The following is a 25,714-nucleotide window of genomic DNA, read 5'->3' as shown; positions in this document are numbered from 1 at the left end:
ATTATGAATTATGAGATGATGCTGTTTGTCATTATGAATATAGCTAGGGTAGAGGGGGCCTTGATGTTGCTACCTGCCCTTGTGGCCCTTATTTATGGTGAGAATACAGTAGCTGGAAAAATATTAATAATCGCAGTTTTATGTATTTGCTTGGGAAGTGTTTTTTCTAGGAAAAGACCTAAAAGATCGGATATATTTGTCAAAGATGGATTGATGATAGTTGGTCTAGCATGGGTTATGTTCTCCTTGCTAGGAGCTCTTCCCTTTTACTTTACTGGTGCTATACCGAGATTTGTAGATGCATTTTTTGAGACCGTATCGGGCTTTACTACTACGGGTTCTACTATACTTACAGATATTGAATCCCTTCCTTATGGTATACACTTTTGGAGGGCCTTTACCCACTGGGTAGGTGGTATGGGTGTACTTGTATTTGTAATGGCTGTTATACCCCTTGCAGGTAGTAAGTCTCTTAATATTATGAAGGCTGAGGTTCCAGGTCCTACAATGGACAAGATAGTACCAAAGACTAGGCAGACTGCTAAGATATTATACCTTATATATGTAGTGATGACAGTTGCTGAGGTCGTGCTCTTGGTCCTAGGTGGTATGCCCTTATTTGATGCATTAATACATACATTTTCTACAGCGGGAACAGGTGGATTTTCAAACAAGGCAGATTCCGTATCCTTTTATGACAGTGCCTATATAGACGGGGTGATTACGGTATTTATGGCTCTTTTTGGGGTCAACTTCAACTTATTTTATCTCTTGTTACTAGGTAAATTTGCTAGGGTATTCAAGAGTGAGGAGCTGAGGACCTATATAGGTATTATAGCAGTGGCGACCCTTCTAATAACTATAAATATATATCCTATGTACGGGTCATTTTTAACCTCATTTAGGTACTCGTCTTTTCAGGTTACTACTATAATCACGACAACTGGTATGATGACTACTGACTTTAATCTTTGGCCTAGTTTTTCAAAGGGAATACTCTTGATGTTGATGTTTGTAGGTGCCTGTGCAGGGTCTACTGGTGGTGGACTCAAGGTATCCAGGGTCTTGCTTCTAGGTAAATATATCAAGAGTGAGATAAGAAAAATAGTTCATCCTAGAAGTATTGTATCTGTTAAGGTTGATGGAAAGGTCATGGATGATACAGTGATTAGAAGTGTTACAGCCTATATTATGATATACATGTCTATTTTAGTTGTGTCATACCTGATGATATCCCTAAATGAATTAGACTTAGAAACAACTCTAACTTCAGTGATCACTTGTATCAACAATGTGGGACCTGGTTTTGGAGAGATAATAGGGCCTACTCAGAATTTCTCGACCTTGTCTGATTTTTCCAAGCTTGTCTTGACCCTAGATATGCTGATAGGTAGGCTCGAGATATATCCAATACTATTCATATTTAGTCCTAGGATGTTTAAGAGAAGGTTCTAAAAAATTTTTTCCCAAATATAGAGTAGTGGAAAAAATAAGGTGGATATGAAAAACGATTATTTCAAGTATGACACTAGAAAAAAAGATATAAAAAACGAATATTTATTGATAAAAATTAAAAAAAATATGTATTTACAGTTACGTTTTTATGGACTTTGTATATAACATATGCTATAATCTATTAGTAATAGGCGGTGTTCTTGTGGGATGAGTTTGTTACAAACGGCATATCTGCATGGGCACTTTTTTGTTTTTTACAAAAAGCCTAGTATAGGATGTCAATTAAAGGAAAATATATATTAAAGGAATGTTTGAAAGAAGGGATTAGTAGATGTTAACAGCAATAACAGGAATTAACTGGGGCGACGAAGGTAAGGGAAGAATGGTAGATTTACTATCTAGTGACTACGATGTAGTTGTTAGGTACCAGGGTGGCAACAATGCAGGTCATACTGTAGTTAATGAAAGAGGTAAGTTTATACTTAACTTATTACCATCAGGTATACTACGCTCAGATGTAGTAAATGTAATTGGTAATGGTGTAGTAGTTGATATCAAGCACCTTAGTGAAGAGATGAATAAGTTAAAGGCAGCCGGAATAGAAATAACTCCAGCCAACCTAAAGATAAGTGATAGGGCAATAATAGTAATGCCATACCATGTACAGATGGACTGTCTAGAAGAAGAAAGACTACTAGATGCCAAGTATGGTTCAACTAGGAGGGGGATAGCACCTGTATATGGTGACAAGTATATGAAGAAGGGTCTTAGAATGGGTGAACTTCTTGATAGCAAGGAAGACCTAAAGAAGAGACTAGAGGGTATAATAGATTACAAGAACTTAATGATAGAAAAAGGATATGGTCAGGACAAGATTTCATTTGATGAAATGTGGGCATATCTTGAAGAATATGGAACAATAGCCAAGGAATTTGTATGTGATACAGGTCTATTCTTAAACAAGGCTGCAAAGGAAGGTAAGAACATAATGTTCGAAGCCCAGTTAGGAGCTCTTAGGGATATTGACTTTGGTATATATCCATATACATCTTCATCATCTTCAATAGCAGCCTATGCGCCAATTGGATCAGGTGTACCAAACTTAAAGCTAGACTTATCAATCGGTATAATGAAGGCTTACTCTACTTGTGTAGGTGAAGGACCATTCACAGCAGAGATGTTTGGTGATGAAGCAGAAGAATTAAGAAAGTCTGGTAACGAATACGGTGCTGCAACAGGTAGACCAAGAAGAGTTGGTGGATTTGATGTACTAGCATCTAGATATGGTGTTATGTGTCAGGGAGCTGATGAAATAGCCCTAACTAAGCTTGACGTATTGTCTTACCTAGACCAGATACCAGTATGTGTTGGTTATGAATTTGAAGGTGAGAGACTAGACCACTTCCCAATAGGAGAAAAGTTATTCAAGGCTACTCCTGTATATGAATACAAAAAGGGATGGAACAAGGATATATCCGACTGTAAGAAGTTAGAAGACCTACCTCAGGAAGCTATAGACTATATCAAGTATATAGAAGAAGCAGTTGATTGCAAGATCAAGTATGTTTCTGTAGGTGCACAAAGAGAACAGTATATTGTAATGCCATAGTAGGCACAAAACAAAAATTTATGGGCATGCCTTAGGGTATGTCCATGTTTATAATAAGTAAGTAATTTAAAAGTTATATTGTTGTATGTAGATTATTAAATGGAGGTATTAGATGAACAATACATATGAATCACCGCTAACATCAAGATATGCTAGTAAGGAAATGCAGGCCTTATTTTCACCTGACAAGAAGTTTAGAACATGGAGAAGACTTTGGATAGCCCTAGCTGAGACTGAAAAAGAGCTTGGCCTAGATATCACTCAGGACCAGATAGATGAACTAAAGAAGTTTCAGGATGATATCAACTATGATGTAGCCAAGGCTAGAGAAAAAGAAGTAAGACATGACGTAATGAGCCATGTATATGCTTATGGTGTTCAGTGTCCGAGCGCAGCAGGTATAATCCACCTTGGAGCAACTTCTTGTTTTGTTGGAGACAATACTGACCTGATTATTATGTATGAAGCACTAGACCTAATCAAGAAGAGACTAGTAAATGTTATAGCTATACTTGCCAAGTTTGCTGATGAGTACAAGGATCTACCAACACTAGGATTTACTCATTTCCAGCCTGCCCAGCCAACAACTGTAGGTAAGAGGGCAACACTATGGATCCAGGACTTTTTACTAGACCTTGAAGCTCTAGAAGACTTCCTACAGAGAAGAAGATTAAGAGGAGCCAAGGGTACAACTGGTACTCAGGCATCATTCCTAGAGTTATTTGATGGAGACTTTGAAAAGGTGAAATTATTGGATAAGACTGTTGCCCACAAGATGGGTTATGATGATGTATTCCCTGTTACTGGACAGACATATTCAAGAAAGATAGACAGTCAGGTTGTAAACATCCTAGCAGGTATTGCCCAGTCAGCTACAAAGTTCTCAAACGACATCAGACTACTTCAGAACCTAAAGGAAGTTGAAGAGCCATTTGAAAAGAACCAGATAGGTTCATCAGCCATGGCTTATAAGAGAAACCCAATGAGAAGTGAGAGAATAGCATCACTATCAAGATATGTTATAGCTGATATGCTAAACCCAGCCATGACAGTTGCAGGTCAGTGGTTTGAGAGAACACTTGATGACTCAGCCAACAAGAGACTATCTGTACCAGAAGGTTTCCTAGCTATAGATGCAGTCCTAAACCTTTGTGCCAATGTAAGTGATGGACTAGTTGTATATCCAAAGGTTATAGAACAGAGACTTATGAAGGAACTACCATTTATGGCTACTGAAAACATAATGATGGATGCTGTAAAGAAGGGTGGAAACAGACAGGAACTACATGAGCAGATAAGAGTTCATTCACTAGAAGCAGCTAGAATGGTAAAGGTTGAAGGTAAGGAAAATGACCTAGTTGATAGAATTGCCAACGACCCAGTCTTTGGTGTTACAAAGGAAGAAATCCTAGAGGTTCTTAAGCCAAACTTATATGTTGGATGTGCCACACTACAGGTTACAGATTTCTTGGAAAATGTTGTAAACCCAATCCTTAGTGAGGAAGATACTGTAGAGACTGCAGAAATAACTGTATAGTCATAGTGGATTGTAAATTAATTTGAGGCAGGACTAATCAAGGTCCTGTCTTTTTTTGCCAAAATAAAGTATAATATAAGCATATAAATTAATTTTTCTTAATTATTGGTAACAAAATGGGATGGACAAGGGGGCTTATTATGAAGGACTTTAAGTTGGCAGTATGTCAGATGTCTGTGACTGATGATAAACAAAAGAATATAGAAAAATCTGTATGTATGATTAGAGAAGCTGCAGCAAATGGGGCAGAATTAGTTGTGCTACCAGAGATTTTTAATTGTCCTTATGACACCAAGTGTTTTTCGAGCTATGCTGAATCTTATCCAGGACTTACATCAAATGCTATGATGGGCATAGCCAAAGATCTGGGCATATACTTACTGGCAGGGTCTATACCAGAAATTGATGGTTCAAAAATTTATAATACAGCCTATTTCTATGATAGAAATGGACATATGATAGCTAGACATAGGAAGATGCATCTTTTTGATATAGATATAGATGGCGGCCAGTATTTTAAAGAATCTGACGTGCTTACACCAGGAGATGATTTTACTCTTGTCAATACGGATTTAGGGTGTATAGGCATAGGCATTTGCTATGATGTTAGGTTCCCAGAGTATTTTAGGATACTTTCTATAAGGGGGGCAGAGATGGTGCTTTTGCCGGCTGCCTTTAATATGACTACAGGTCCCCTTCACTGGGAGATATCATTGAGGATGAGGGCCTTGGATAATCAAATCTTTATGGTAGGGGCATCTTCAGCAAGGGATGTCAACTCTTCATATGTATCCTATGCAAACTCAAGGATAATAGATCCATGGGGCAGTATAATCGCTAGGACAGATGAAAAAGAGTCAATAATATATGCGGATATAGATGGTTCAAAGATAGAATCCGTAAGAAACCAACTACCCCTTATAAAGCACCTGAGAAAAGATAGGTACAATCTAGCTTGTGAGGTTAGGTAACTTGTGTGGTCAGACAACCTAAATCAAGGGCTTGTCTAAAAACACTTATAAACTTATTTAATAAAATATATAAAATGGAGGTTACAAAAATGATGACTAATAAAGAAATTAGGGCAGTTGCTAGAGAAAGACTGTCGGGTAACTGGTTAAAAATGTTACTTGTGAATATAATTGTGTGCGCTATAATAGGTGCAGGTTCTTATTTCTCAACAGTAAAGGAGGCTATCTACATTACACTAGTTATGTCTATTATATCTGTAATACTAGTTACAGGGCAGACAAACCTAACTTTTAATATAGCCAAGGGAAAAGAGTGGCGTGCCGGTAACTTTTTTGTTGGTATTAAAGAATACTTAAGGTCATTTGGATATAATATCCTAATAGGACTGATGGTTGTAGCAATAGAGATCGTTTTTGTATTTTTAATCGTTTCAAATTCTGTTGCGGCCCTTATTGGAAAGCCTAGTAATCTCGATTTGGCTCAATCAATAAAACATATGCACCCTGAAAATATTGGTCTTGCGGTTGGATTTTTATTAGTGATGGTATTTATATTGATCTTGATAGACCTTATGTATTCAATGGTTATATATATAATACTAGAAAAAAATTCTGACATAGGAATTATAAAATCTATGAAGTATTCGAGAAAGCTTATGAAAAAGCGTAAGGCTAAGTTGTTTGGTCTTTATCTATCGTTTATAGGTTGGTCATTGCTGTCAATATTGACTTTAGGTATAGGAATATTGTTTTTAAATTCTTATATTATGACAAGTATGGGTATATTCTATGTAGAACTACTAAAAGACAAGGCTGAGTTGGCCGATGAAGTGGGTCTAGTATCTCATAATGATTTTGTTGAGATGAATGAGTATAGAGTAGTCGATACTGAAAGTTTAGAGGTGATAAAAGATGAGGATAATGATAACAATCAGGAACATAAAGAAATTGATAAAGATGTTGAGGAAGGCTCAGAAGAGGGTCAGAATAATGAAGATAATCAGGAGACTGAAAAGAGCAGTGATGACCAGGACAAATGAAGAGAATCAGGAGACTGAAAAGAGCAGTGATGACCAGGACAATGTCTTAGAACACAAGGTAAATCAAGAAGAGAAAGGTGAGGTATAGGTATGTCTGATGAAAAGATAATAAGTTTTGAAGATATTAGAAATAGGGTTAAGGAATCTGATATTGACCTATTTGAAGAATTTATTGGTGAAGAAATAATGGATTTGGATTACGAAGGAGATTTAAACCTATTAGATTTTATCAAGAAGGTTTCTGATTACCAAGAGGAAAATAATATACCGAACAAGAAATTTCTAGATATGCAAAAGCAATTTATGGAGAGGTATGGTTTTGAATTAGTAAATCCATCTCCTGAAGAACTTGAAAAAATAAAAAAATCTCTTAACAGTAAGGCTAATATTGATAAACTTAAAAGTCTTGACATGAATAATCCAGTGTCTATGATCCGTACTTCGGCGCTCCTAAGCTTGAGGGCGGACTTTGAGGATAAGGCCTACGAAAAGAATATTATCCAGCTTGATCTTAAAAACGACAAGAATGACCTTAAGATTATATTTAATGGAGAGAATGTAACAGTTATAAGTGAGAATAAGATAGACTTTAGTGATGAAGATATCAACAAGGCTATAGCCAATTATAGGGTAATAGTTGGGGATAGCATAAGAGTACAGATATGTGAGGCAACAAATTCGTATGACTATAAGTAAAAACAAGTTACCAATTGAATTTTTAAAAGAAATGGAGGACCTTTTAGGTCCTTCTTATAATGATTTTATAAAATCATTCGACGAAAAAAAGACCAGTGCAATAAGGATAAACACACTCAAGATGACCAAGGAAAGGTTTGAAGACTTGGCGATGTTTTCAATAGATATTGACAGGGATAGAATTGAATGGTCTGATGAATCTTACTATATAGACGAAGAAACCAATCCTGGTAAAAATCCACTCCACGATGCTGGAGCCTATTACCTACAAGAGCCCTCTGCAATATCTGTAGTTGGCAAAAGTAATATAGTACCTGGGGAAAGGATTCTGGATATGTGTGCAGCCCCTGGTGGCAAGTCTACCTATATCCTATCTAAACTAGGTGGTAGAGGCCTTCTTGTTTCAAATGAAATCAACAAGCAGAGGGTGACTAGCCTAGGTGACAATCTTGAGAGATTTGGTGCTAGGAATGCCATAATAACCAACGAGGATTCAAAGCGACTATTAACGTTTTTTAAAGGTTTCTTTGATAAAATATACATCGATGCTCCATGTTCTGGACAGGGGATGTTTAGGAAGGATGCCTATGCTATTGAAGATTGGTCTATAGCCAAGGTTCAAGAGTGTTCTAATATACAAAAAGACCTGATTAGAGACGCCTACGCAATGCTAAGACCAGGTGGAAGCCTTATCTATTCTACTTGTACTTTCACTAAGATAGAGAATGAAGACATAATAAATGACTTCTTAGGTGAATACAAGATGGCAAGTTTAGATTCTATGGAGAGGATCTGGCCCCATATAGATAGGGGAGAAGGTCATTTTTGTGCTAGGATATCCAAACCAGATTCAGACAATGATGAAGATTTTGGACTAGGCGATGTGGATTTTGAAATAGCTAATAACAAAAATTCTAAGTCTAAAAATAAAAAGGCATCAAAATCTAAAAGAACATCTTCCGGCAGTAAAATACCAGATGATTTAAAAAAGTTTTTCTTGGACTACCTAAGTGAGAACCAGTTTGAGGACTTGCAGAATTTTAAAGATCGATTGGTGGAAAATAAGGATATGATTTATCTTGCATCAATTGACCAAGATAAGCTCAAAGGACTAAAGGTGCTTAGGAATGGTATACTGCTTGGACAATTAAAAAAGAACAGGTTTGAACCAGCACATTCACTAGCTATGGCCCTTAAAAAGTCAGATGTAAAGTACTGTCTAGACCTAGACCATGATAGTGAAGAAATATATAAGTATCTTGAAGGGCAGCCCATAGAGACTGGCCAGTCAAGAGGATGGGTATTAGTTTGTGTAGAAGGGTGTTCTATTGGTTGGGGTAAAGAGTCATCCGGTGTTCTTAAAAATAAGTATCCAAAGGGGCTGAGAAGAGTAATAAAGAGATAATATGTGCAGCTTTGGCTGAGAAAGGAGAATGTTTTGAGCAGGGAAAAGAAAAAAGGCCTTGTCGGAGAATTAATGGAAATTATAAATATTTTTGTTATGGCGATAGTACTTGCACTCGTTATAGTGCAGTTTATTAGACCAACTAGAGTTGATGGTTTGTCTATGTATCCTACTCTTGATAACAACGACTATTTAATAATCAATAGGGTGACTAGGTATACGGGGGTCGAAAGAGGAGACATAGTAGTATTTGACAGTTCTATGGAGATAAATAGCCTCAACAAGGAAAAGTCAATATTTAAGAAGATAGTTGATTTTGCCCTACAGGACGACAGTAATACCAAGGACCTAGTTAAAAGAGTAATTGCAGTTGGAGGGGACCATCTTCAGGTGTCAAACAACGAAGTCAGGGTAAATGGGAAGCTTTTGACAGAAGACTATGTTTCTCAGGGGAACAGGACTGAAGGCAATATAGATACTGTAATTCCTAAGGGGCATGTATTTTGTATGGGTGACAACAGGATGAGAAGTTTGGACAGTAGGTATTCTGAAGTAGGTAACGTACCTGAAAACAAGATAATAGGTACTGTTTTAGTGAGACTGCTACCAATATCAAGTATGGGAGTAGTTAAATAATAACTAGTATCTAATTGGGAAAGTTAAAACCAGTATTCAATTAGAAAAGTTATAAGTAGCATATAAGTAGGAAACAATAAATTAGTGATTTGGAGGTGAGCTTGTGGAAAAGATAAATTTACTAGTCGATGGCAGGGCTATCGAGGTCAATTCAGATAGGATTAGACTAAATGACCTTGCAAGCTTGGTTGAAGATTATTATGAAGGACATATATGTATGGCCAAAATCAACAACAAGCTCTACAATCTAAACCACATACTATACAAGGATTCAGAAGTAGAGTTTATAGATACCTTAAAAGAAGACGGAAAGAGGCTATATTTTAGAGGCTTGTCACTTTTGTTGGTGATGGCCTGCAAGGACCTTTTCGAGGAAGCTAAGGTATATATCAACCATTCCATGAGTGGTGGTCTTTATTGTGTAGTCAAGAAAAAAGACTCTTTAAGCGATAAGGATATAGAATCTATCAAGGCCAAGATGCTTGAATATGTAGAAAAAGACCTTACAATCAAGTGTAACTACCTACCGAGCGACGAGGCGATAGAAAAATTCTGTTCGATCAACTGGGATGAAAAAGCTGAGTTACTAAAGTATAGAAAAGATGACATTATAAAAGTATATGAGTGCAATGGATACATTGATTATTTTTATGGTCTAATGTTTCCATCTACAGGCCATATAAAGGACTTGGACCTTGCTAAGATGGCTGATGGCCTTGTAATACTAGGGCCAGAAAATGGAGTTAAGGGAAAAATCAGCAAGCTTAGGAATATGGACAAGCTATCTGAAGTATATAGGGAGAGCGAAGAGTGGTCTAGAACATTAGGAATTGACAATGTTGTAGACCTAAATAGGATTATAGAGTCCAATGCATATGGTGATATGGTAAGAACTGTCGAAGCCCTACATGAAAAAAAGATAGCAGAGATAGCTGATATAATACACGAAAAGAAGGCCAAGTTAATACTAATAGCTGCACCGTCTTCTTCGGGAAAGACGAGTTTTGCCCATAGGCTATCAATTCAGTTGAGGGTAATAGGACAGAACCCACTCCCAATATCAATGGATGATTATTTTGTAGATAGGGTCAATACGCCTCTCGACCAAGATGGAAACTATGACTATGAATCTATAGATGCTATTGATATTTCAAAATTTGAAGCTGATATTAGTCATTTGTTGGCAGGCCATGAGATAGACGAGATTAAATTTGACTTTATAGATGGCAAGAGGATTTATACAGGTAAAAAGATAAGGCTTGAACCTAATCAGCCTATAATCATAGAGGGGATACACGGACTTAATCCGGTTCTAACAGAGTCTATAGATAATTCATCTATATTCAAGATATATTTGAGTGTAATAACACAGCTCAACCTTGATGACCACAATAGAATACCTACAACAGATCTTAGGCTCTTGAGGAGAATGGTGAGAGACAGTATGTTCAGGGGTATATCTGCAGTTGAGACTATGGAAAAATGGTCGTCAGTCAGAAGGGGCGAGGAAAAATATATATTCCCTTATGCTGAAGAGGCGGATATAATGTTCAACTCAGCTAGTGTATACGAGTTAGCAGTCCTTAAGACTCAGGCTATGGACCTGTTAAAACAAGTCAGCGAGGACAGTGACTACTATATGGAGGCTCAGAGGTTAAAGAGCCTACTTCAGTATTTTGTCAACTTAGATGATACAGAAGATATAGGACCGACTGCGATTATTAGAGAATTTATTGGTGGAAGTAGGATTGTGTAATGCCGAGAAAGAAAACAAAAAAAGAAGTAGTAGAGATACTAGATATGTTGACACAGATGCATCCAGATGCACACTGTGAGTTGGTACACACCAGTGCCTTTGAGTTGCTAGTTGCGACGATACTATCGGCCCAGTGTACTGATGTAAGAGTCAACATAGTTACAGAAGAAATGTTCAAAAAGTACAATAAACCTGAAGACTTTAAGGACCTGAGTATAAAAGATATAGAGGCGATGATAAAGACTTGTGGTCTATACAAGTCTAAAGCCCAGAAAATTAAGGATACATCTACAATAATAGTCGACCAGTTTGGTGGTCAAGTTCCAGATACACTTGAAGACCTAGTAAAGTTACCGGGTGTGGGAAGAAAGACAGCGGGAGTCGTCCTGAGCAATGCTTTTGGAGTGCCGGCTATTGCAGTGGATACACACGTTTTTAGGGTGAGCAATAGGATAGGACTAGTAAAAGAAAACAATGTTGAAGCTACTGAGTTTGCCTTGATGAAGGCCATACCAAAAGATAGGTGGACACATTCGCATCATTTATTGATATTTCAGGGAAGACGAATATGTAAAGCCAGAAAGCCTGAGTGTCATTTATGCAATATAAGAGATTACTGTAATTACTATGCAGTTGAAGAGAAGAAGAAAGAAAAGAAAGGAAATAAAAATGCCGATTAATATAGTTTTAGTGGAACCAGAGATACCTCACAATACAGGTAATATAATTAGAACGTGTGCCAATACGGGAGCTCAACTCCACTTGATTAAACCATTAGGTTTTTCACTTGATGACAAGCATCTGAAGAGATGTGGACTTGATTATTGGGATATAGCAGATATAAAGTATTATGATTCATTTGAGGAACTACAAGAAAAATATCCAGAGGCTAATTACTTTTATGCTACAACAAAGACCCAAAAATCATATGCAGATGTCGAGTATAATGAGGGTTGTTTTTTAGTTTTTGGTAAAGAAACAAAGGGGCTACCTAAAGATCTAATAGAGAAAAATGAGGGTCATTGTATAAGGATACCAATGAGGGGTATAGAAGGAGCAAGGTGCCTCAACCTATCTAATTCGGTAGCAATAGTTGTCTATGAAGCATTGAGACAGCTAGGATTTCCTGATTTAAAATAAGCGGAGGTTAAAATGAATAAAATAAAGATAGTTTGTGATAGTTTAAGTGATGTCACAGACCAACAGATAGAAAAATATGATATTGAGTTTATACCTCTAAACATAATTATAGGGGATAATGAGTACAAGGATAGACAAGATATAAGTATTGATAATTTTTATAGTATAATCAGAAATGATAAGGTCATACCAAAGACTTCACAGGCTACGTACGCAGATTTTTATAGGGTATTTGAAAAATATACACAAGAAGGATACGATATTTTGTATATATCAGTGTCTCCAAATGCTACTGGAACATACCAGAGTGCAGTTCTTGCAAGTCAAGAATTTGAAGGTCACAACATAAAGATTATAGACTCTAACAGCCTTTGTTATGGTATAGGATATCAGGTATTGATGGCATGTGAACTAAGAGAGGATGGTAAGAGCCTGGATGAAATTGTAGACTATATAGAAAGCATCAAGAACAGGGTATATGCAACATTCTTCTGTGATGACCTAGAATACCTTTCAAAGGGTGGAAGAATAAGCGGAACAAAGGCGATGATCGGTTCAGTTCTAGGCATAAAGCCTATATGTGTAGTCAAGGATGGCCTAGTAGAAAATGTAGCAGTGGCAAGAGGCAAAAAGAACATAGCCCACAAGCTGATAGAGACAGCCAAAGAAAATGGAGTGACTGACTTTAAGCAACAGAGGATATTTATAGGTTACTCCGATGACATTAAAGAAAGAGATAGGTTGGTAGAAGTCCTTACAAAGGACTTTGGAGCACAACATATCGAGTACTTTAGGATAGGCTGCGGTATAGGAACACATGGAGGCCCAGGAACAACAGGATTTATCTGTTTAAAAGGATAATAAAACATAGGAATTATTTTAAAAAAGTCATTTTGACATAGTTATTATAAGTTTAAATACGATTTTATTGCTCAATCACGCAGCATGAAATTGTTAAATAGAAACAAGAGTTTGTAAAAAGAGGCAATATATGGATGATATTTGACAAGTGATATGTATATGATTTTACATCATTTCACGTAGCTGAGAGTAGATTGAGAATAGAGAGATATAGATAATAGAAAAAGAGACCGTATGTTGTCAAAGTAAGCATAGAGTAGTATTTTTGTTATATCAATGCGAAAACGAACGTCTAATTCGAGTGAGCCTGCGGCTAGGCAGGCCTTGAAGAATTAGTGAGTTAAGCATATGATATAACAAATACTACGTACAGCTTACTAGACTATATGCGGTCTCTTCTATTATCTAAAAACTATATTCTTTCAAGTAATGTTAGCAAGTAGTCCCAGATTTTCCCAACAGAGTCTATCTCTACGTACTCTTTTGGTGTATGCACATCATACATAGTAGGCCCTATTGAAATTGCTTCAGCCTTTTGTGGTAGCTTGCTTATTAGGATTCCGCACTCAAGACCACAGTGCATTACTAGTACATTAGGGGCTTTTTTGAATACATCCTTGTATATATCAACAGCCTTGTTCTCTAATTGAGAGTTTGAGTTGTATTCCCAAGCAGGATAGCCTGCAGAAAATTCAATCTCAGCTCCTAGTAGGTCTGCCAAGGCCTCTATTTTACTCTTGACATATTCTTTTTTAGACTGGCTTGATGACCTTGTAAGGTTCTTAAATTCTATATGTGTGTCAGTCTCTTTTACAAGAGCAAAGTTTGTAGATGTCTCAACCTGCTCATCAAGTTCTGCCTCCATAGCAATTACACCTGCTGGCATCAACATAAGTGTTTTTATGATTTTGTCTTTACAAGCATTAGTAAATACCTTAAAGTCCATAGAAGCACTTCTTCTAAGGCTTATCTTAAGATTTGGCTCTGTAGCATACAGCTCCTTTTGGATCTTTGCAGACATTTTCTGTATATCTTTTGCTGCCTGTTCAATGTCCTTGTCACTTACAGATATAACTGTCTCAGAAGTTCTTGGTATAGCATTTCTTTTTGAACCACCATCTATATTGAACATATCAAAATCAACGCTTATAGAGTTAAGAAGCCTTCCCATAATTTGGTTGGCATTACCCCTATTTTTATCTATATCCATGCCTGAATGTCCGCCAAATAGTCCCCTAATTGTTATTTCAAGGGCTACATTTGTAGGGGTTGCTGGTTTATACTCTTTTCTAATTGAAAGTATAGAGTCAACTGCACCGGCGCAACCTACAAGTATATTGTAGTCTTCTTCTGAATCAAGGTTGATTACAAGAGATGACTTTAGGTTTGAAAAGTCTAGTCTGTTTACACCTATCAGACCAACCTCTTCATCTGATGTAAACACGCACTCAAGGTTAGGATGCTTGATATCTTGACTCTCAAGGACAGACATCATATAGGCAACACCTATACCATTGTCTGCACCCAATGTAGTGTCATTGGCGTGTAAATGGTTACCGTCTATAATCAATTCAATAGGGTCTTTGTCAAAATCGTGGTTTGAAAAATCTCCAGATTCTGTGACCATGTCTATATGTGACTGTAGCATTACAGTTGGTCCATCAGGATTGCCATTGGTTGCTGGTTTTCTTATAACTATATTATTATATTCATCTTGATATGTATCAAGTCCAAGGTCTTTAGCAAAGTTAACGATATAGTCGCTCACTTGCTTTTCTTTCCCAGATGACCTTGGAATCTGAGAGATGTTTTCGAAGTTTCTGAATACTTTTTCTGGATATAAACCCTTTGTTACATAGTCCATAGTATGCACCTCCTTAAGGGGTTTGTATATTAATATAATTGCAATAAAAAATATATATTTACATTATACCATGTATATTATGATTTATGTATATATGAGGAAAAATTTTGCTTAGTCTTAATAAATTGGGAGGACCCAATAAACAAGTTTATTAAATATATGGTATAATAATACTATTGATTTTGAATTTTTGAATGGATGGTGAATATGGATAATAAGTATTTTAAACTCCTAGAATTAGACAAGATACTTGACCTACTTATGGACAAGGCCTCGTCTGATCTTGGACGTAATATAATAAAAAAACTAAACCCCTTCTCAAAATATGACCAGGTCAAGGAAGCACTTGAAGAGACTACTGAGGCCCAGTCAATACTAATAAAGAGGGGGCATGTTTCTATGCAGGGAATACACAATATAGAAGACATGGCCAAGAGAGCTGATATAGGTGGTGTCCTAGATAATGCAAGTCTTATAAAGGTAGCAGATACTATGAGGGCTACTAGGATACTTTCAAACTTGTTGAGTGGAGACATAAAAGTTGAAACTTTCGGAAATGCTGAAAACTCAAACAAGGACAAGGAAGAGGTGACAAGGTATCCCATAATACAGACTATGGCCCAGTCCCTATATGTCCACAGGGATGTAGAGGACGCAATATATAATGCAATAGTGAGCGATATAGAGGTATCTGACAATGCTTCAAGTGAACTTAGGATGATAAGAAGGAGGATTCTTCAGAAGAACCAAAATATAAGGTCCAAGTTAAATTCAATTATATCATCTACTAGCTACCAAAAATACCTACAGGATGCGATTATATCCATGAGAGGGGATAGGTTTGTTATACCTGTAAAGGCTGAGTATAGGTCCGTAATATCTGGTATAATACATGACCAGTCTCAGTCTGGGGCAACACTGTTTATAGAACCCATGTCTATTGTTGAGATGAACAATGACCTTAGGCAGTTGAAACTCCAAGAGACAGAGGAGATAGAGAGGATACTAGCTGAACTATCAGGCATGGTAGGAGAGGTTGCAAGAGAGCTGATATCCAACCAAGAGATTCTAGGCAGACTAGATTTTGCCTTTGCCAAGGGCAAGCTGTCTATAGCCATGAAGGCAGTGGATCCTATTTTAAATAGGGACAAGTCATTTAGGATAGTAAAGGGGAGACACCCTCTTATAGACAAAAAAACAGTCGTAGCCAATACAGTATATCTTGGTAAAGATTTTAGCAGCCTACTTATAACAGGACCAAATACCGGTGGTAAGACAGTTACTATCAAGATGGTTGGTTTGTTTTCGCTGATGACCCAATGTGGTCTTCATATACCGGCCGACTTTGGAACTAGTATGTGTGTGTTTGATCAAGTATTTGCTGACATAGGTGACAACCAGTCTATAGAGCAGAACTTGTCTACATTCTCGTCCCATATGACATCTATTGTGAACATAGTGGATAGGGTGACTGAGGATTCTCTGGTTATATTTGACGAATTGGGGGCAGGTACTGATCCAGAAGAAGGGGCAGCACTTGCAATAGCGATTCTTGAGGATATCAGGACAGTTGGTGCTCTTTGTATAGCGACTACCCACTACTCTGAACTTAAAAAATACGCCCTAGCTAAAAAAGGTGTGGAAAATGCTGCGGTTGAATTCGACATGGAGACCCTATCTCCAACCTATAGGCTATTGATAGGTGTGCCTGGTAAGTCAAATGCTTTCGAGATATCTAGAAAGCTAGGCCTAAATGAATCGGTAATCCTAAACGCCAAGTTCTATATGGATAACGATGATATAGAGCTTGAAGATGTACTTCAATCTGTAGAAAAGAACAGGCTAAAAATAGAAGAAGAGTTGTCTAGAGCAGAGGCTATGAGGTCTGAAATAGAGAACCGCAAAAACGAGTACGAAGACAAGATTAAAAAACTAGAAGAATCCAAGGCCAAGGTTATGGAAAATGCTAGAAGTGAGGCTTTTTCTATAGTGAGACAGGCCAAGGAAGAGACAGAAGTCCTAATAAAGAAGCTTAGAAAGTTAGAGCGGGAATCTGCATCCAAGGACAAGGACAGAAGAATAGAAGAAATAAGAAGGGAAATCGGTCAGACTATGGGTGGTCTACAGCCTAGTCTTGAAAGCATGGTGGTACCAAAGTTTGCTTCAAAGGAAATAAAGAGTCTAAAGGCGGGTCAAGAGGTAAATATAGTCAGCCTGAGACAGGAAGGTACTGTCATATCTGCTGATGACAACAAAAAAGAGGCTGTAGTCCAGGTAGGAATAATGAAGATGACCCTACCATACAAGTCCCTAAAGATAATAGAAAAGAAAGATAAGAATACTGTTACAAGGACTACTAGGAAGGTCATAAGGTCGAAGTCAGGAAACGTAAAGCGTGAAGTAGACCTAAGAGGTATGAATCTTGAAGAGGCCATAGTCGCAGTAGACAAGTACCTAGATGATGCTTGTATGGCAGGTCATGATGAGGTCACAGTAATTCATGGTATAGGTACAGGAGTCCTAAAGTCAGGTATAGGAGAGCATTTAAAGAGACACCCACACGTTAAGAGCCAGAGAAAGGGTCAGTACGGAGAAGGTGGTATAGGAGTTACGATAGTAGAAGTAAAGTAGAAAGAGAGTTGATAGTATGATGAATAAGATATTGGTTTCAGCCTGCTTGATAGGAGAAAATTGCAAATACAACGGTGGAAATAACAAGAACCAGAAGTTGCTTGACTATTTAAAGGATAAGGAGTATGTCTTAGTTTGTCCTGAAAGTATGGGCGGACTTGCTATACCAAGGTTACCATCAGAGATAGAAAAGGGCATGGACGGAAGTAATGTCATTGACCAGGGTGCTAAGGTATATTCAAAAGATGGCAAGGACGTAACTGCTGAATATCTAAAGGGAGCCAAGATGAGTCTTGATATAGCCCTTGAAAACGAGGTTGGTCTAGCAATACTCAAAGAATCTAGCCCATCATGTGGGTCTAGTCTTATACACGATGGCAATTTTGTAGGAAATAAAAAACCAGGTCAAGGTGTTACGGTAGCCCTATTAAAAAAACACGGCATAAAAACCATTAGCGAAAAAGACCTTGATAATCTTGAGAATATAGGCTAGAAGTATTGCAATTTCTATGTACTTGTTATATGATAGTATATTGGATGGATTGGACATTTGGGTTAGAATTATTAGAAAAAAATTGTTGATTTATAAAATAGATAATAATGTAGGAGGAAGAGCATGGCAGATTTCAAGCAAGTGATAGCTGAATCTATAAAGACAAAAGTAGAAGACTTGACAGTTGAAGAAATAAAAGGACTATTAGAAGTACCGCCAAACAAGGAAATGGGTGATTATGCATTTCCATGTTTTAAATTGGCAAAGATATTTAGAAAGGCACCAAATATGATAGCAGAAGACCTATCTACTTCAATAGAACTAGGTGAAGGTGTGACTAAGTGCATAAACCTTGGTGGATATGTCAACTTTTTTGTGGCAAAAGATGCCCTAGCAAAAAAGGTCATAACTCAGGTGTTTTATGAGAGAGAAAACTATGGTAAGAGCGATCTAGGTGGGGGAAAAGCAGTTGTAATAGACTATTCATCTCCTAATATAGCAAAGCCATTCCATATAGGTCATATAAGAACGACAGTAATAGGTAATGCCCTATACAAGATATACTCATCACAGGGTTACAAGGTAGAGAGAATAAACCACCTAGGTGATTATGGCACACAGTTCGGTAAGCTAATAGTAGCCTACAAGCTATGGGGTGACAAGAGTGCCGTTGAAGCGGAGCCTATAAAGGAACTACTTAAATTGTATGTAAGATTCCATGACGAGGCTGAATCTAAGCCAGAAATGGAAGATGAAGCTAGAGCTTGGTTTACAAGACTTGAAAACAATTATCCAGAAGCTAAGGAATTATGGCAGTGGTTTAGAGATGAGTCACTTAAGGAATTCCAGAGAGTATACGACCTACTAGAGATAGATTTTGATTCATATGCAGGAGAGTCTTTCTATTCAGACAAGATGCCAGCAGTGCTTGAAGAATTGAGACAAAAAAACTTATTGGTTGAGTCACAGGGGACTATGATAGTTGACCTAGAAGATGTCAACCTACCACCAGCCCTAATCCAGAAAAATGACGGGTCAACTCTATACATAACTAGAGACCTAGCAGCAGCCTTCTACAGGAAGAATACTTATGACTTTGACAAGGCTATATATGTAGTTGGTTCACAGCAGGAACTTCACTTCAAGCAGTTGTTCAATGTTATAAGAAAGATGGGCTATGATTGGTACAAGGATATGAACCATGTACAGTTTGGTATGGTTGCCCTAGAAGAAGGAACTATGTCAACTAGAAAGGGTAGAGTAGTATTCTTAGAAGATGTTCTTAGACAGGCAATAGACAAGACAAAGGAAATAATAATGGAAAAAAACCCTGGAGCTGGGGATATAGACAAGATAGCTAAAGAGGTTGGTGTTGGAGCTGTAGTATTCCAGGAACTATCAAACTCAAGAATCAAAGACTACACATTCTCATGGAGTAGAACACTTAGCTTTGAAGGGGAGACGGGACCATATGTTCAGTATACTCATGCTAGATGTTGTGCCTTAAAGAGAAAGGCAAATCTTGAAATCAGTGCTGACTTAGTAGCTAATATTAATTTTGATTTACTTTCAGATGAAGATTCATCAGATGTACTTAAGGTAATAGAAACATTTAATAAGTCAATACAGACATCTATGAGAAAGAACGAGCCTCATATAGTTACAAGATTTGTACTTGATCTTGCCCAGGCCTTCAACAAGTTCTATCACAACAATCCGATTATTGTAGAAGATAAGGACCTTATGATAGCAAGACTAGCCTTAGTTGAGTCAACAAGGCAGACAATAGAAAACGCACTTGATCTTTTAGGTATGAAAGCACCTGAGAAGATGTAGTTATAATTTAATATAATAAAAATTTCTAGACTATAATAAATTAAGTCTGGGAATTTTTTTTGATGTATCTTTTTAGGGTTATTTAACATAGATTTTATCCTAGAAAATAAAATTATATAAGAAAAAAAGTAACTTTTTAATTGAAAAAACAACACATAGAGAGTATAATAGTTGATATGTGAAAGATGTATCTTGGATACATAATGGAGTATAGTTGAAAATTATACTCATTTGTTATGTATGTATTTAAGTTTTAGTATATACCTAACGCTATTGGTTTGTAAATCATATTATGGTTTAAATAATTTTATATATGGAGGTATTATTATGATAACTTTTCTAATAGGTTTAGTTATCCTAGTGGTAGGTGGAGTCCTATATGGTAGATACGTGGAAAGCGTATTTGGTCCAGATGATAGACCAACTCCTGCTACTAAAATCAATGATGGTGTGGACTATGTCCCAATGAAGAAAAATAAAAATGCTTTGATAGAATTACTGAATATTGCTGGTACTGGACCAATTCTTGGACCTATCCAGGGTATATTATTTGGACCTATAGCATTCTTATTAATTCCAATAGGTTGTGTTCTAGGTGGAGCAATGCATGACTACTTCTCTGGTATGATTTCTATCAGAAGCGAAGGTAAGCAGATGCCAGCCCTAATAAGTGAACACTTAGGTGGTAAGGTATACAAGGTATATAGTGTATTCGTCATATTCCTTATGATACTAGTAGGTGCGGTATTTATCTACACTCCTGGTGACCTTATCGTTGTAAACCTATTAAAGCAGGAGGCTCTAGTAAACAATCCAGTAGTATGGATAGTATACGGATGTATATTTGTTTACTACCTATGTGCAACTCTATTCCCAATAGACAAGATAATAGGTAAGGTATATCCAATATTTGGTGCAATACTATTATTATCAGCTGTAGGTATATTTATAGGTCTATTCGTTAAGGGATATCAGTTACAGAATGTAACTGCAGCAAACTGGAAGGGTATTCACCCGGCAGGAGTTCCTATACTTCCTATATTCTTTGTTACAGTTGCCTGTGGTATAGTATCAGGTTTCCACTCAACTCAGGCTACACTAATAGGTAGATCTGTTGTGAGTGAAAGGGAAGGTATATATACTTTCTATGACATGATGATACTTGAAGGATTTATAGCTATGATATGGGCAGCAGCAGCGATGGGTATCTATGCAAAGGGTGTTCCAGCAGAATTAATTGGTAAACCAGCTATAATAGGTATGGTTGCTAATGACATGCTTGGTTCAATAGGTGGTCTTATAGCAGTTTTAGGTGTTATAGTTCTTCCTATAACTTCAGGAGATACATCACTAAGAGCGGCTAGACTAATGATTGCAGATGCAATTAACTTTGACCAGTCTAAGGCTAAGAACAGAGTTATACTTACAACTATAATATTTATACCAGTTCTTGCTATATTAATATTTGCAAAGGTAGATGCACAGGGATTCAATATCCTATGGCAGTACTTCTCTTGGGCTAACCAGACTATAGCAGTGTTCGCATTTGCTATGATATCACTTTACCTTTACAAGCAGAAGAAGCAGTACCTAATATCTCTTCTTCCAGGTATGTTCTATACATTCATAATAACAGCATACCTATTTGGAGCTAAGATAGGATTTAGACTTCCTCAGAATATTGCTAATATAGTAGGTGTGGTATTTGCTATTGTATATGCTTACCTAGTTGTAAGTACTGGTAAGAAAGCTCTTAAGAACCAGGATAAATTAAGCGCATAGTATATAATTTATTGGTCTTTATCAATTTATTTGATAGAGGATCAGACTTAAGATTAATCAGTGTAGCTGATGGAGGATTTCCATTGGCTACACTATTTTTATCTTTATTATTAGCTATGTTTGCTATCTTATCCCAATCACCTTTACTTAGTGATCCAAACTGATACATCCTCATCTAATCTGTTTTATTTAAGGTAGAAAATTAGTTGATAATTAGTTTAAAAATTTTTAAGATTTTCTTGTGTAATTGCTAAGAATGAAAAATAACTTGCTAGTTTTTGGCATAAAAGATAAAATATATAATAGTGTATTTATTATGAGGGGTGGTAAAATGCTAAATGATAGAGTGAAAAATATAATTAGAAGCAGTTATTTGTCAGCATTTGATGGTGGTACTAGAGAAATATCTTATCTTATACTGATAGGAACGAAGATTATTTCTGGAAATAAGTCAAATAATGCCAATTCTGTTGATATAGATAGGCTTTATGATGAGCTGGTATATTATAAATATTATAGCTCTATGACTGATATTTATTTACTGAACTTTACCCTGCCTCTGATTCTTACAAGTAGGGCATATGGCTTATACCAAGACCAGGTCATAGACTTGTTAGGCAAGGTGACCAAGTTCTACAAGCAGGAATATAGGAAATATGACTATATACTTGACCAATATATCTATGACAGTCTATATAGGTATACATTGGTGAACAGCAAGTTTGACATCTTAGAATTTCTCTATGTAATAAAGGAAAAACTACTGATATTCAATCCTTATAAGTATAATAAGAAGGAAAATATAGGCTTGCAGGTAAGGAAGATAAAGTATATAGACGACCTTCATTCTTTGATTTCATATTTTGAGATCGGAGAAGAAAGATGCCAAAAAGAGATAAAACTGAACTCATCTTTCTTGACTTTGTTAAGAGAGGCTTATGATGGGGATGGTATTATAGTAGACATGGGATTAGAGAGTGTTAAAAGTGTAATCACAAACCTCCTATATATAGAAGATAAAAATTATAAAATAGAAGAAAACATAAAATATAAAGACGTTTTAAATATGAAAGAGTTTACAAAAGACAGCTATAATATAAGGGAAGATATTTCCGGATTAGACTTGAGTTTTATCCAGTCTATGGCAGACTACTGCATTAGACTGAGAAATAATGAGATAAATAGTATAAAGTATAGGGATATATACAAGCAAAAATCAAGTCCTAAAAAGCTATTAGAATACGGTGTTGGAGATGTGTTTATGGACCCTGTGCTCAATAGAAGTCAGGTGTTAACTAAGGAATACAAAAATCAATTATGTGAAATGAAGATAAAGACCAAGACAGGTATTTATGGGTTTGTTTTTAGGGGAAAAGGAGACTAGTATGAAGAATAGGATAGAAAAATATTTGATTGAAAGATCAGAAGACCTGGTATTTATAACCATAGAAGAATCTGGAGAATTGAATTTGGATGGCTATGAGGTGCCTTTAGATGGTTTGAAGGTTCCAATGAAAAGTGAAGTCTTGGTAAAGTCTATAAAGGACAACAAGGCTCAGGAAGAACTCAATATGGTATCAATGGTTGATGCCATGATATATATACAGGGCATAGACAGCGGTTTTGCCTATAATCAGGAGTATGACAAGTTTATAGAGGCATTTTCAAAGAAGGTGAATTTCGACAAGATGCAGTATATGGGCTATATGTCAACTGAGGCTTATAAGAGGGGCGAACCTACAGAAGCCTTGATATATATAAGGTCTTTCCTAAGACAGGACTCAACTGATATAATGGCGCTTTATCAGTATGCTATCATATGTCAGGAATTGAGCCTAAGGTACCAGAAGGACGAGAATTTAAAGGCTATGAATGACTTTTTGTTAGAGGCGTTGGACGCCTTAGAGGATATTATAGATATAGATGATTCATTTGCTCTTGCACACTACCAGCTTGGTTTCCATTATTCAAACCAGAGCCAATTTTTAAAGGCTAAATTGACTTGGGAGAGGGCTATCCAACTAGGTCTTGAAGATGACTTGGTTGCAGAGTTACAGGAAAATATCGACAGTATGGACTTTAAGGTGAGGTATGAGCAGGGCTATAACCTAGTTCTACAGGGCAAGGCTCAGGAAGGGCTAGACTATCTACTTCCACTTGAAGATGGACATCCAGACTGGTGGAATCTACTATTTATGATAGCCTTGGCCTATAAGAGCATGGATGATATAGGTCAGGCCAAGACATATCTGGAAAAAATCCTTATAATGAAGCCAACTCAAGTTGATAGCTTGGTAGAGCTAGCCCTTTGTTATGCAGGAGAGGGAAACCTTGAAATGGCTATAGACTACCTTTCAAAAGCAGCAAAGATAAAAAGAGACAATCCAGAGATTCTCTGCAACCTAGGTATGGCTTATCTACACAATGGCAATTATGATGATGCAAAATATTTTATAGAAATGGCATATCAAATTGACCCTATGGATGAAGTCACAATAGCTTGCATGAAACAATTATAAGAGGAGGTGGTCCTATAGTAGGATCAAACGTTAATTTATTACTAGTGTTTTTAGAGGGAATAACATCATTCTTCTCACCTTGTGTGATACCTATGATTCCGCTTTATATGGCATATCTGGCTGGCAATGCTAGAAATGTAGATGAAGCAGGAAATACAACATATAAAAGATCTACTGTACTTTTTCACACTATATGCTTTGTTGCAGGAGTATCAGTATCATTCTTTATACTAGGGCTTGGTTTTTCAGCCTTGGGTAGTCTCGTAAAAGAAAACAGGGATATGATAGCCAGAATAGGTGGTATAATAATAATCTTGCTGGGTCTTAGCCAGCTTGGAGTACTAAGGCTAGGTTTTTTAAACAAGGAATTTAGGCTTTCAAAGTCACATTCAAAGAAGAAGGTAAACCCTATAAGTGCCTTTGTAATGGGATTTGTATTTTCATTTGCATGGACTCCTTGTGTAGGTCCAGCATTGGCATCTGTTTTGATACTAGCTTCAAATGCCAGTAGCGTATTTGAAGGCAACCTATTGGTACTAGTATATGCGGTAGGATTTGTAATACCATTTATAGGATTGGGCTTATTTACAAGTGAGGTACTAAACTTTATAAAGAAAAATGCCAATCTTATGAAATATATAGTCAAAATAGGCGGTGTAATTCTAATCATCATGGGCCTAATGCTGGCTCTTGGAACATTTGGTAGGTTTGAGGCTATGTTTAATTCTCTAGGTGCTAGCATAGAGGCCAATAAGGACTCAGGTTCAGGACCTAGTAAGGACGATTCTAAGGAGAATGGTCCTAAGAATGAAGATAGTTCAGACCAGTCATCAGAAAATAGCGATAAGGAAGATACAAAGAAAATACCTATGATGCCAATCAAGCTAGAGGACCAAGATGGAAATATGGTAGATGTTTCCCAGTTTAAGGGCAAGGTTATATTTATCAATTTCTTTGCTACATGGTGTCCGCCTTGTAGGGCAGAAATACCGGATATAGAAGCTGTATACAAGGCTAATGGCTACAACAAGAAAGATGTGGTTGTAGTGGGTGTAGCGTCTCCTGGTCAACAGAGAGAGCAAGACCTTGAGGGTGTCAAAAAGTTTATAAAAGACCATAAGATAAGTTATCCAGTACTAATGGATAAAAGAGGTGAGATATTTAGACAATATCAAGTATATTCACTACCTACAAGTTTCTTTATAGACAAGGACCTAAATATTTACGCCTATATTGAAGGTGGTATCAATAGGGAAACTATGGACCAGGCAATAGATGATACAAAGTCTGGTAAGGTATACAATTAATAGCCATAAAAATAAATTATTTAAATACTGCGTTGGTGGTAATTTCAAACTCTAATTCTAGGAATATAGAGTGGAATTGCCACCAGCGTTATTTTTATGCAAGTAATCTTTAGTGATAAAATAAAATATATGAAAATAAATATCAAATAACTTGACAAGGAGACAATCGGTTGCTA

Annotated in this window: 20 protein-coding genes; 19 read left to right on the top strand and 1 reads right to left on the bottom strand. The window is 36.7% G+C overall.

Translation table 11 applies throughout. From position 1 onward, the window contains the following. The first annotated feature begins 3 nt into the window (after window positions 1-3). The 12 genes from F823_RS0100695 to F823_RS0100635 all read left to right on the top strand — a co-directional run bounded on the left by F823_RS0100695 (window position 4) and on the right by F823_RS0100635 (window position 13,106). Complete coding sequence (locus F823_RS0100695; protein ID WP_019595252.1) at window positions 4-1,455, top strand: TrkH family potassium uptake protein; 1,452 nt, start codon at window positions 4-6, stop codon at window positions 1,453-1,455. A gap of 331 nt (window positions 1,456-1,786) precedes the next feature. Next, entirely contained in the window at window positions 1,787-3,064 is a 1,278-nt protein-coding gene (locus F823_RS0100690; protein ID WP_002843211.1) for an adenylosuccinate synthase, read from the top strand. A 112-nt stretch (window positions 3,065-3,176) separates the two neighbouring features. Then, window positions 3,177-4,601: an adenylosuccinate lyase gene (gene purB / locus F823_RS0100685; RefSeq protein ID WP_019595251.1), complete on the top strand. Its 1,425-nt coding sequence runs from the start codon at window positions 3,177-3,179 to the stop codon at window positions 4,599-4,601. A 140-nt stretch (window positions 4,602-4,741) separates the two neighbouring features. Beyond that, window positions 4,742-5,572 carry a carbon-nitrogen hydrolase family protein gene (locus F823_RS0100680; RefSeq protein WP_019595250.1) on the top strand — a complete coding sequence of 277 codons (831 nt, stop codon included), beginning with the start codon at window positions 4,742-4,744 and terminating at the stop codon, window positions 5,570-5,572. Between the two features lie 89 nt (window positions 5,573-5,661). After that, complete coding sequence (locus F823_RS0100675; protein ID WP_019595249.1) at window positions 5,662-6,612, top strand: DUF975 family protein; 951 nt, start codon at window positions 5,662-5,664, stop codon at window positions 6,610-6,612. Window positions 6,613-6,702: 90 nt separating this feature from the next. Then, entirely contained in the window at window positions 6,703-7,308 is a 606-nt protein-coding gene (locus F823_RS0100665) for a DUF3867 family protein (RefSeq protein ID WP_002843216.1), read from the top strand. Beyond that, window positions 7,295-8,713 carry an RsmF rRNA methyltransferase first C-terminal domain-containing protein gene (locus tag F823_RS0100660; RefSeq protein ID WP_002845445.1) on the top strand — a complete coding sequence of 473 codons (1,419 nt, stop codon included), beginning with the start codon at window positions 7,295-7,297 and terminating at the stop codon, window positions 8,711-8,713. Before F823_RS0100665 ends, F823_RS0100660 begins: the two co-directional genes overlap by 14 nt. A 33-nt stretch (window positions 8,714-8,746) precedes the next feature. Next, window positions 8,747-9,349 carry a signal peptidase I gene (gene lepB, locus F823_RS0100655; RefSeq protein WP_002843246.1) on the top strand — a complete coding sequence of 201 codons (603 nt, stop codon included), beginning with the start codon at window positions 8,747-8,749 and terminating at the stop codon, window positions 9,347-9,349. A gap of 103 nt (window positions 9,350-9,452) precedes the next feature. After that, window positions 9,453-11,105: a nucleoside kinase gene (locus F823_RS0100650; protein ID WP_002843274.1), complete on the top strand. Its 1,653-nt coding sequence runs from the start codon at window positions 9,453-9,455 to the stop codon at window positions 11,103-11,105. Continuing rightward, complete coding sequence (nth, locus tag F823_RS0100645) at window positions 11,105-11,785, top strand: endonuclease III (protein ID WP_002843203.1); 681 nt, start codon at window positions 11,105-11,107, stop codon at window positions 11,783-11,785. The genes F823_RS0100650 and nth overlap by 1 nt, the downstream gene beginning before the upstream one ends. After that, the gene (gene trmL / locus F823_RS0100640; protein ID WP_002845442.1) at window positions 11,775-12,245 is read left to right on the top strand and encodes a tRNA (uridine(34)/cytosine(34)/5-carboxymethylaminomethyluridine(34)-2'-O)-methyltransferase TrmL; all 471 of its coding nucleotides are present in this window, start codon (window positions 11,775-11,777) and stop codon (window positions 12,243-12,245) included. Before nth ends, trmL begins: the two co-directional genes overlap by 11 nt. Before the next feature lie 12 nt (window positions 12,246-12,257). Next, a complete protein-coding gene (locus tag F823_RS0100635; protein ID WP_002843183.1) occupies window positions 12,258-13,106 on the top strand; it encodes a DegV family protein in 849 nt (282 codons plus the stop codon). Window positions 13,107-13,518: 412 nt separating this feature from the next. Here F823_RS0100635 and F823_RS0100630 read toward each other — a convergent pair whose 3' ends face one another. Then, a complete protein-coding gene (locus F823_RS0100630; RefSeq protein ID WP_002845441.1) occupies window positions 13,519-14,970 on the bottom strand; it encodes an aminoacyl-histidine dipeptidase in 1,452 nt (483 codons plus the stop codon). 207 nt (window positions 14,971-15,177) lie between these two features. Here F823_RS0100630 and F823_RS0100625 point away from each other — a divergent pair, with 207 nt between their 5' ends. From F823_RS0100625 to F823_RS0100590, 7 genes are all read left to right on the top strand, one after another. Then, window positions 15,178-17,601 carry an endonuclease MutS2 gene (locus tag F823_RS0100625; protein ID WP_019595246.1) on the top strand — a complete coding sequence of 808 codons (2,424 nt, stop codon included), beginning with the start codon at window positions 15,178-15,180 and terminating at the stop codon, window positions 17,599-17,601. A gap of 16 nt (window positions 17,602-17,617) precedes the next feature. Further along, the gene (locus F823_RS0100620) at window positions 17,618-18,094 is read left to right on the top strand and encodes a 2-thiouracil desulfurase family protein (RefSeq protein ID WP_002845439.1); all 477 of its coding nucleotides are present in this window, start codon (window positions 17,618-17,620) and stop codon (window positions 18,092-18,094) included. Window positions 18,095-18,217: 123 nt separating this feature from the next. Next, window positions 18,218-19,930: an arginine--tRNA ligase gene (gene argS / locus F823_RS0100615; RefSeq protein WP_019595245.1), complete on the top strand. Its 1,713-nt coding sequence runs from the start codon at window positions 18,218-18,220 to the stop codon at window positions 19,928-19,930. A gap of 327 nt (window positions 19,931-20,257) precedes the next feature. Continuing rightward, window positions 20,258-21,712: a carbon starvation CstA family protein gene (locus F823_RS0100610; RefSeq protein WP_002845437.1), complete on the top strand. Its 1,455-nt coding sequence runs from the start codon at window positions 20,258-20,260 to the stop codon at window positions 21,710-21,712. Between the two features lie 331 nt (window positions 21,713-22,043). Further along, window positions 22,044-23,096, top strand: a complete 1,053-nt coding sequence (locus F823_RS0100600) for a hypothetical protein (RefSeq protein ID WP_019595244.1) — start codon at window positions 22,044-22,046, stop codon at window positions 23,094-23,096. Window position 23,097: 1 nt separating this feature from the next. Continuing rightward, window positions 23,098-24,231 carry a tetratricopeptide repeat protein gene (locus tag F823_RS0100595; protein WP_002843217.1) on the top strand — a complete coding sequence of 378 codons (1,134 nt, stop codon included), beginning with the start codon at window positions 23,098-23,100 and terminating at the stop codon, window positions 24,229-24,231. Further along, on the top strand, window positions 24,213-25,538 hold the full coding sequence (locus F823_RS0100590) for a cytochrome c biogenesis protein/redoxin (protein ID WP_002845433.1): 1,326 nt from the start codon (window positions 24,213-24,215) through the stop codon (window positions 25,536-25,538). The genes F823_RS0100595 and F823_RS0100590 overlap by 19 nt, the downstream gene beginning before the upstream one ends. Window positions 25,539-25,714 lie beyond the last annotated feature (176 nt).

It is taken from the genome of Peptostreptococcus anaerobius VPI 4330 = DSM 2949 (assembly GCF_000381525.1).
In the GTDB taxonomy this organism is placed as follows: domain Bacteria; phylum Bacillota; class Clostridia; order Peptostreptococcales; family Peptostreptococcaceae; genus Peptostreptococcus; species Peptostreptococcus anaerobius.
The sequence above is the reverse complement of the archived record's forward strand: the minus strand, read 5'-3'. Positions and strand labels throughout refer to the sequence as shown.